A 744-nucleotide genomic window follows, 5' to 3' on the forward strand; every position below is an offset into this window, starting at 1 on the left:
GTGGGCGACCCGATCCTCTTCACCAGGAACAACTACAACATAGGCATTCAGAATGGGTCTCTTGGCGTATTATCCTCAACAGAGCGCGACACCCAGGACGGCCAGGAAACATTTGGTGTCGTGACACTGGATACCGGCGAAGCCATTTCAATTACGGATGAAGTCTTCGATTGCATGGAGCTTGGCTACGGAATCACGCTCCACAAGGCTCAAGGGAGCCAGTTCCCGAGAATCGTCGTGGCAGTCCAGACGGGGCGTATCTCAGACCGTGCGTGGCTTTACACGGCGATTACCCGTGCCGAGGCAGAGATACATATTGTCGGGCAGGCTAGTGATTTTGCGTCCATCGTAAAATCGGTAAGCAATGCCACCAGGCGGGCGAGTTTCTTGAGGGAGCTGCTGCAAGAGAGGGATTCGGGGGTTAGCCATTAATGGCACGCCCCCTCATCGCCGGTCGCGGCCATCGGGGCCTCTCCCTGTACCGCAACTTCATCTTAAACGATCATCGCTGATCGTCAAATACCTCAAAATCAGCTCATAAACAAAAGCGAACATTCGCGCACCTCGGTTCAATAAATCTGCCTATCTTTTCGTAGTGTCCGCAGTGACGGGGTAGAACCCCAAGAGGTCGATTGGTTCAGAAGCTAACCCTTTTAGCCTCTTGTCCCAATACCTCCCTCATGTAACGAAGCAATGAGCGGGCACGCGATGTTGTCCGGCTGTGCGTGGCATTGACTGACCATT

General features: G+C 53.6%; 1 protein-coding gene. It reads left to right on the forward strand.

The annotated features are described in order from the left end of the window. On the forward strand, window positions 1-432 hold a 432-nt coding region (locus MLC59_RS19860; protein WP_248237332.1), incomplete at its 5' end, for an ATP-dependent DNA helicase. Window positions 433-744: the final 312 nt, after the last annotated feature.

The sequence above is a fragment of the Marinobacter bryozoorum genome, from assembly GCF_023156245.1.
GTDB classification, from domain to species: domain Bacteria; phylum Pseudomonadota; class Gammaproteobacteria; order Pseudomonadales; family Oleiphilaceae; genus Marinobacter; species Marinobacter bryozoorum.